This is a genomic window from Desulforhopalus vacuolatus (genome assembly GCF_016918505.1).
Lineage (GTDB): Bacteria > Desulfobacterota > Desulfobulbia > Desulfobulbales > Desulfocapsaceae > Desulforhopalus > Desulforhopalus vacuolatus.
This window is the reverse complement of record NZ_JAFFPZ010000059.1, coordinates 1-6,087: the sequence shown is the minus strand read 5'-3', so window position 1 is coordinate 6,087 and position 6,087 is coordinate 1. Positions and strand designations below refer to the sequence as shown.

Sequence of the window (6,087 nt, the reverse complement as noted above, 5' to 3'; positions counted from 1 at the left end):
CTTGATGATGCCCATGACGTGGGAGATGAGCATCAAAAAGCTCTACCACCCCCATTCGTTTGAGAAGGCCAATCAGCAGGACAAAATCATCAATTCTTTCGGTTAAAACTTTTGGTATAGTAGTCATCTCGGCAGTTAATCAAAAAAAGGAATAAATTGAAATAATTTTACGCGAATGGTGAGTATAACAGCGCCAAAATTTTTTTCGGCTTCAGGGTTTTGCTGAAAAAAAACAGATCTTTCCCAAAAACGGACTTCATAGAACATGTCATAAAGCGTTCGGATTTCTTTCTCAAAGGTAACAACTTCCTGAAGCAATAGCGCATTTTGGTTTTGATCCCGCATAAAAAAGGCCAATATACCATACCCCAGGCTGAATAAAAAAATGAGTACCACTGCTATGGCATAAAACTTACTGTTAATCGTATGAAACAAAATAAGAGGCTCCTATTTAGTAATTACTGAAAGATCAACAAAAAGTGTGGGATTTATCTCTTTTCCACGAAAATATTGAACCGCTGTTTCAATTGATAATTTTCCCATAATTTCAGGTTTCTGAGCAATTGTAGCTGTAAGCAGGCCTTGCTGAACAGCCTCTTTCGCCTCCCGTATGGCATCAAACCCGATAAGGATTCGTTGTCGCTGATCTTCTGATTTTTTAAGCGCATCAATCACGCCTAGAATCATATGGTCATTGTGAGCAAAAACAGCATCAAAATTATTATCGTTTAGCAGAATTCGCTGCATCACCTCCTGTGCTTCTTTTCGATCAAAATTAGCGGCATCACGGGCGATAATTTTTATTCTTGGGTATTTTTGAAGTTCTTCATTGAATCCCAGTCCTCGTTCATAACAGGCAGAAGTTCCTGGAATACCTTCAATCTCAACCACCCTCACATCGCCTTTAAAATGCTGCGCCAATATCCCGACAGCCATCTTGCCACCCTCTATATTATCTGATTCAATGTGACAAAGAATTTTTCCTCCTGAAGCTTTTCTATCAGCTGTGATAACAGGAATATTCTTTTTGTTAGCCATTTCTATGCCTGGCATTACCGATTCCGTATTTGTGGGATTAACGATCAGTAGATCAATTTTTTTTGTTAATAAATCCGCAATATCCATCAGTTGTTGCGGGTCACTATTTTGGGCATCCTTAACAAGCAGTTGAACGCCATAAAGGTCTGCGGCTTCCTGTGCCCCTTTCAGGAGTGTTGAAAAAAAAGAATTTTTTAAATTGGAGATAGATAAAGCAATCTTTTTATTAAAAGACTCGTATGTTATCAAATCAAGAGGTGTTTGCTCATAGAAGGGAATTTTTTGACCATTTAAGGCTTTCCATGCCAATTTTACGCCATACTCTCCCATAAGTTCCGGATGTTGCTCTATTGTGGCATGAATACGGTCATTGCGTATTTCATTCCGTGCCGATTCGATATTATCATATCCAGCTATAAGCACAGTTCCTGTAAGGCCCATGATATCTATGGCCTGCAAAGCACCAAGTGCCATTTGATCGTTGGCACAGAAAATAGCGTCAATGGTCTTGTGCTTCCGGAGCAATTCGGTCGTAACGGATAATGCTTCATCTGTATGCCAGTTTGCGGTTTCAGAGCCTGCAATTTGGATAGTGCTGTCCTGTGTAACCTTTTCTATAAAACCTTTTTTGCGTAATTCTGCATTTTCAACACCCCGAATTCCTTCAATTACAATGACCCGCCCTTGTCCCGCCAATTTATCTTTAAAATATGTTCCAATCATTCCAGCTCCAACGCGATTGTCAGATCCTACGAATGGAATGGAAACACCTAACTGCTTCATTGTCTCCTGATGAAGCGGATTATCAATATTGATAACAATGATGTTCTTTTCTATGGCTTTTTTACAAATCGGAACCAATTTTTTTGAGTCGGCCGGCGCTATCACAATGGCCCCGTAACCCCTTGAGATAAGATTTTCACAAATACCGATTTGTCGTTCAACGTCTGTTTCACGCTCGACGCCAAAGACTTCTAAAGGAATATTTTCTTCTATGGCATATTTTTTTGCGCCTTCTTCCATTTTTGAAAAAAAAGGATTAGAAAGAGCCTTCATTACAAGAGCGATTGTTCCTTCGTTCCCGGCGTTCGCATTGGGTATAAATAAAAGAAGATTAAACATAAATAGCAAAAATATGAATGCCGTCAAAAAAGAAAAATTTACGATCTCTTTGTTTTTTTTACTTTTCATAATCCCATCCTAACCCGGTCAAGCCGAATTCAATTTTAAAAAAAATATTGATCTGACACTTTATATCCTGAAAGTCGGATAAAGCGTACACTATTTGGTGTCTACTCCCAAGTACTTTAAGAACAGTCTATCTCTGGTAACTGATTCTGTGGACCATCGATCCATTCTTGTCAGCGAGCAGTTGGAACTTAATACCTTTTCCGGCAATCTCTTTGTTTTCTGCAATCGAAAGCGGAATATGCTTAAAATTCTTGCTTGAGCTGGGAAACCAGGGAGGGATCACCGGATGTGGCCGTTAGCAATGCCCCGACAGACAGGGGCGTTTCCGGTCTGGGTGAATTGGCAAGGGCTGGATCAAGGAGTTGCAGCAGTTGCCTGCCGTCTGCGTCAATGTGTGCATGACATTTTGATCCTTTTCAATGGAGTCCCAAGCCGTGGATATGAGCTCATTGCATACGGCAATCTGTTTTGCGAGCTTGTCATCTCCTTTGACCATTGTCCAGATTGCCCAGTTCTTTCTTCAGGGCCTGGGTGATGAGTTGTTCGTATAATCCTGATTGGATGGCCATGGGAGCCTGAAGAGGAAGTTCCTTTGGGCTACTCACCTGGGAGAGGTGGTCAGTGATGGCCGTTCCTATCTCGATATTTTTTGAAGATGTAAATTTAATTGTGCAAATCACCTAAGCAATCTCGACTCTGTTTCGTCCATTTTGTTTTGCAGCATACAAAGCCTTATCCGCATATTTGATAAGTGAATCTATTGAAATATTTTCATCATTCCATTTTCCTGCAATACCTATACTAACGGTTATTCCAGTTATATCCCCGTCTAAATTTAAAATCATTTTTTCAATGGCCTGCCGTAACCTCTCAGAAATAGCTGCCGCAACCTTACGATTCGAATCTGGCATTATCAATATAAATTCTTCACCTCCGAATCTTCCGAGCTGGTCGACATCGCGTATATTATCTGCAATTATTGCAGTGAATTCTTTTAATACTTGATCTCCACACTGATGCCCCCAGGTATCATTTACATTTTTGAAATGATCAATATCAAGCATCAACACTGAAAGCGGAGTGTTCATTCTGATCGAACGCCTCATTTCAATCTCTGCCTGAATTTCAAACTGACGTCTGTTAAAAACTCCAGTCAAAGGATCAATCGCAGCCAATTTTTCAAGCCTTTGCATTAACATTCGTTGTTCGGTAATATCATAAAATGTAATAATTGTACAAATATGACTTTTGTTTATGATTTCTATCTGTTTTAAGGATAATTTTAAAAAGACCTTGCCAGTATCAGTTTCTATAGCAAATTCCATACCTGCAATAGAAAAATTATTAATACCATCTATTATTTCTGGGTAAAAAACAAAAAGCTGCTCCAAGCTTTTTCCGATGGCTTTATCGTTGATTGACTTAAATAATGTAGAGCAACGTTTATTAAAATCAATCAATTGTAAATCAGGATTAATAACAAGTATGGCATCATTCATTTCATCAAATACAACATCCCTTGCAACTGGAACAATATTGAAAAGCGAAAACCAATAGATGGCGGACGCATAGAGAATCGCACTGATTGTAAACACGTAAGGGTTAATATCAAAATATTTCGGAGCAATTCCGCCCAAATAAATCAGTAAAGTAAACCATTGAAGAATCAATGCGATCATAATCAACAGCGTCTGCATTCGGTACACAAATGCTGTTTTAAAAAAATACTTAATAAGCACAACTGTACAATAACTTAGTGCGTAGACAAGATATATAATATTTATGAAATAAAAAATACCTGCCTCGAAACTCAACATTGGTCCAAAATGAGAGTTAAAGACAGCAGAATTTTTATAAAAAAGTTGGTGATATTGATTTGTCCATCTGGCGACGAATGAGATAAATGGGACTATAAAAAATAATAAAATCCCAGGATAAGTTACTTTTTCCCCAGAACCTGTATAGCATAAGGTAAAGATTATTAATAATCCGGGTATAAATGGTATTCCGATATATTGAAATTTAGACCAAAAAAGCATGGATTCTAAATTTACGCTCATCCGCTCAAATGCATAACCAAGTGCATAAATAGCTGCTGATGCTGTAAAAAGTGAAAAACTTAAATTCAGGGGAGTCAATTTAAATTTTAAACTATAGATACAAAGAAAAAGACAGAAAAAAAAACTTACAAAAAGCATTATATCGGGCAATCCTATCTCCATGATCTAAATATCATCCTTATGAATTGTAACTTCTTGTTTTTTATACGTGACTCATTCTTTATCAATCAAATTAACAGGTTAAATATTTGAAATTATCAATATTTAAATCAAGGTAAAGCCGTTTCTTAAATTTTCCTGCACCAGGTACTTTCGAAAAGGCCGCGCAGTAAGCCTGGTTCCTCTCAAGCGTTGTGTTGTGTAAATTTTTTCTGTTTACGCCGGAACCTCAATAGGTTCAATTTCTGAAAGATCAACACTCTGCTTCGCATGCCATAAATTATAGCTGTCCTGCATATGAAGCCAACTTTCGGGGGTACGTCCTAAGCATTTGGATAAACGAAGAGCCATTACAGGACTTATAGAGCTTTGCCTCTTTAAAATCCTTACGAATGTTGAAGGAGACACTTTAAGTCGCAGAGCAACACTACGTGGTGACCCCCCCAATGGTTCCAAGTAAACTTCTTGAATAAATTCCCCTGGATGGGGTGGTTTATACATAGTCATTAGTGATAATCCTCATAATCTACGACATAGGCATTGCCATCTTTGAATTCAAAAACGACACGCCAATTGCGGTTTACATCAATCGCCCAATAGCTGCCTCCAGCTTGATTTATTTGTTTACTTTTTTGGGTTCTATTTTTAACCTTCCGAATATTGTTTCTACAACAGCAAAATTAATTTCACCATCTTTCGAAAAATCTAGATCTACAACTTCATTTGGACATAATGGAATAAGTCCATACTGTTGTCCAATTTTATGAAGCAATTTCCTATCTGATTCATCTGTAATTGAAGCAACAACTGAAACGCCGTTTTGAAGGTCATGGCACAATTTCCATTCTTCAGGTTTTACGAATGATGGGTTTTTCAATTCTTTTATTTTTTTTACAAACAAAGACAGACAATTTCTATAATTTTGGTTGTTCATATATTTTCCATTCTGTAGTGAACGCTTGGGTAACGGGCAGCAAGGGTTTCCAAAAGCAAGGTATTCGGGGTTGGGCCACGCTAACTCTCTGATTACTCGAAATAAACGTCCCATTCAGAGGTGTTTATTGAGCCTATATCTTCATTTCTACCATCATATTCGACATTATAGGTTCTGTGTTTTTCACGAAGTTGAAATCCGATGTCATGTTCTAAAACCTTCCGACCTTTACCACGAAATCCCAATTTCGAATGAATTGTTTCTACAAAACTTCGGCTTCCTACAGCTACACTTTCACTCCAACCCGGTTGCCTGCCGCAGGTCCTGTTGGTAACGGATTCTTTGTGAGTCTCTCGGAAGGTACTATAGGATGCAAACCCTGTAAGTTTCGCTAACTTTTGATAATCAATGAGCACTGACTTCCTTCTAGGAGCCTGTCCGAGAATAGGCATTTTATCCAAAACCGAGGCATTTTCGCAAAACAAGCACAGCTATATAGCTGATATTACGAGCATTTGTTTTTGAAAATAACGAGAAGTTTGGGTAAAAGAGCATTCTCGGACAGGCTCCTAGGCATTTGTGGGTAAGATGCCATACTTGACCAGGAATATAATGCCGTTTTGCTCTCGCCATAAGAAATTATTTTCTAATGCAGATCTATATTAACGTTTTTGAGCCTAAAAAACGCATTATTGACAGGTATAA

The 6,087-nt window shown here is 38.1% G+C and carries 7 protein-coding genes and 1 pseudogene; 1 reads left to right on the top strand and 7 read right to left on the bottom strand.

Annotated features, from left to right (window positions below):
* Nucleotides 1-135: 135 nt before the first annotated feature.
* The gene (locus tag JWG39_RS15720) at nucleotides 136-435 is read right to left on the bottom strand and encodes a hypothetical protein (RefSeq protein ID WP_205220393.1); all 300 of its coding nucleotides are present in this window, start codon (nucleotides 433-435) and stop codon (nucleotides 136-138) included.
* A gap of 12 nt (nucleotides 436-447) precedes the next feature.
* Nucleotides 448-2,229, bottom strand: a complete 1,782-nt coding sequence (locus JWG39_RS15715) for a substrate-binding domain-containing protein (RefSeq protein ID WP_205220392.1) — start codon at nucleotides 2,227-2,229, stop codon at nucleotides 448-450.
* A gap of 97 nt (nucleotides 2,230-2,326) precedes the next feature.
* Here JWG39_RS15715 and tnpB point away from each other — a divergent pair, with 97 nt between their 5' ends.
* Complete coding sequence (gene tnpB / locus JWG39_RS17265; RefSeq protein ID WP_369130653.1) at nucleotides 2,327-2,488, top strand: IS66 family insertion sequence element accessory protein TnpB; 162 nt, start codon at nucleotides 2,327-2,329, stop codon at nucleotides 2,486-2,488.
* A gap of 421 nt (nucleotides 2,489-2,909) precedes the next feature.
* Here the strand turns inward: tnpB and JWG39_RS15705 are convergent, their stop codons facing one another.
* From JWG39_RS15705 to JWG39_RS15685, 5 genes and pseudogenes are all read right to left on the bottom strand, one after another.
* Complete coding sequence (locus tag JWG39_RS15705) at nucleotides 2,910-4,451, bottom strand: histidine kinase N-terminal 7TM domain-containing diguanylate cyclase (protein ID WP_205220390.1); 1,542 nt, start codon at nucleotides 4,449-4,451, stop codon at nucleotides 2,910-2,912.
* A gap of 213 nt (nucleotides 4,452-4,664) precedes the next feature.
* The gene (locus tag JWG39_RS17260) at nucleotides 4,665-4,955 is read right to left on the bottom strand and encodes a HigA family addiction module antitoxin (protein WP_205220389.1); all 291 of its coding nucleotides are present in this window, start codon (nucleotides 4,953-4,955) and stop codon (nucleotides 4,665-4,667) included.
* Nucleotides 4,955-5,044: pseudogene (locus tag JWG39_RS17255) on the bottom strand (type II toxin-antitoxin system RelE/ParE family toxin); the annotation flags it as partial. The pseudogene JWG39_RS17255 and the gene JWG39_RS17260, both read right to left, overlap by 1 nt.
* Nucleotides 5,045-5,064: 20 nt before the next feature.
* Complete coding sequence (locus tag JWG39_RS15690; protein WP_205220388.1) at nucleotides 5,065-5,382, bottom strand: hypothetical protein; 318 nt, start codon at nucleotides 5,380-5,382, stop codon at nucleotides 5,065-5,067.
* Nucleotides 5,383-5,474: 92 nt separating this feature from the next.
* A complete protein-coding gene (locus JWG39_RS15685; RefSeq protein WP_205220387.1) occupies nucleotides 5,475-5,834 on the bottom strand; it encodes a hypothetical protein in 360 nt (119 codons plus the stop codon).
* Between the last annotated feature and the right edge of the window lie 253 nt (nucleotides 5,835-6,087).